General features: G+C 44.4%; 1 rRNA gene. It reads left to right on the plus strand.

What is annotated here, in order from left to right:
- Window positions 1–201 precede the first annotated feature (201 nt).
- A 16S ribosomal RNA gene (locus tag ACUJB0_RS31740) occupies window positions 202–295 on the plus strand; the annotation flags it as partial.

The following is a 295-nucleotide window of genomic DNA, read 5'->3' on the forward strand; positions in this document are numbered from 1 at the left end:
AAGTTCTTTAAAAATTAACAGTCGATAAGTGTGGACGTTTGATGAAAGTGCACAGCAGACTAGTTCTGCTGATACTTAAAATATCAAATGTTCACAAGAAGTAATGAAATAGGCGCTATGAAAATAGTGGCCTGTCAGTATTTTGAGTGAGCGACCCGTCAGCAATGACGGTGCTACGAAAGTAGCAAATAAACAGAGATTAAACTGAAGAGTTTGATCCTGGCTCAGATTGAACGCTGGCGGCATGCCTTACACATGCAAGTCGAACGGCAGCGCGGGGCAACCTGGCGGCGAG

This window comes from Duganella caerulea, assembly GCF_040362985.1.
GTDB lineage: Bacteria > Pseudomonadota > Gammaproteobacteria > Burkholderiales > Burkholderiaceae_D > Rugamonas > Rugamonas vulcania.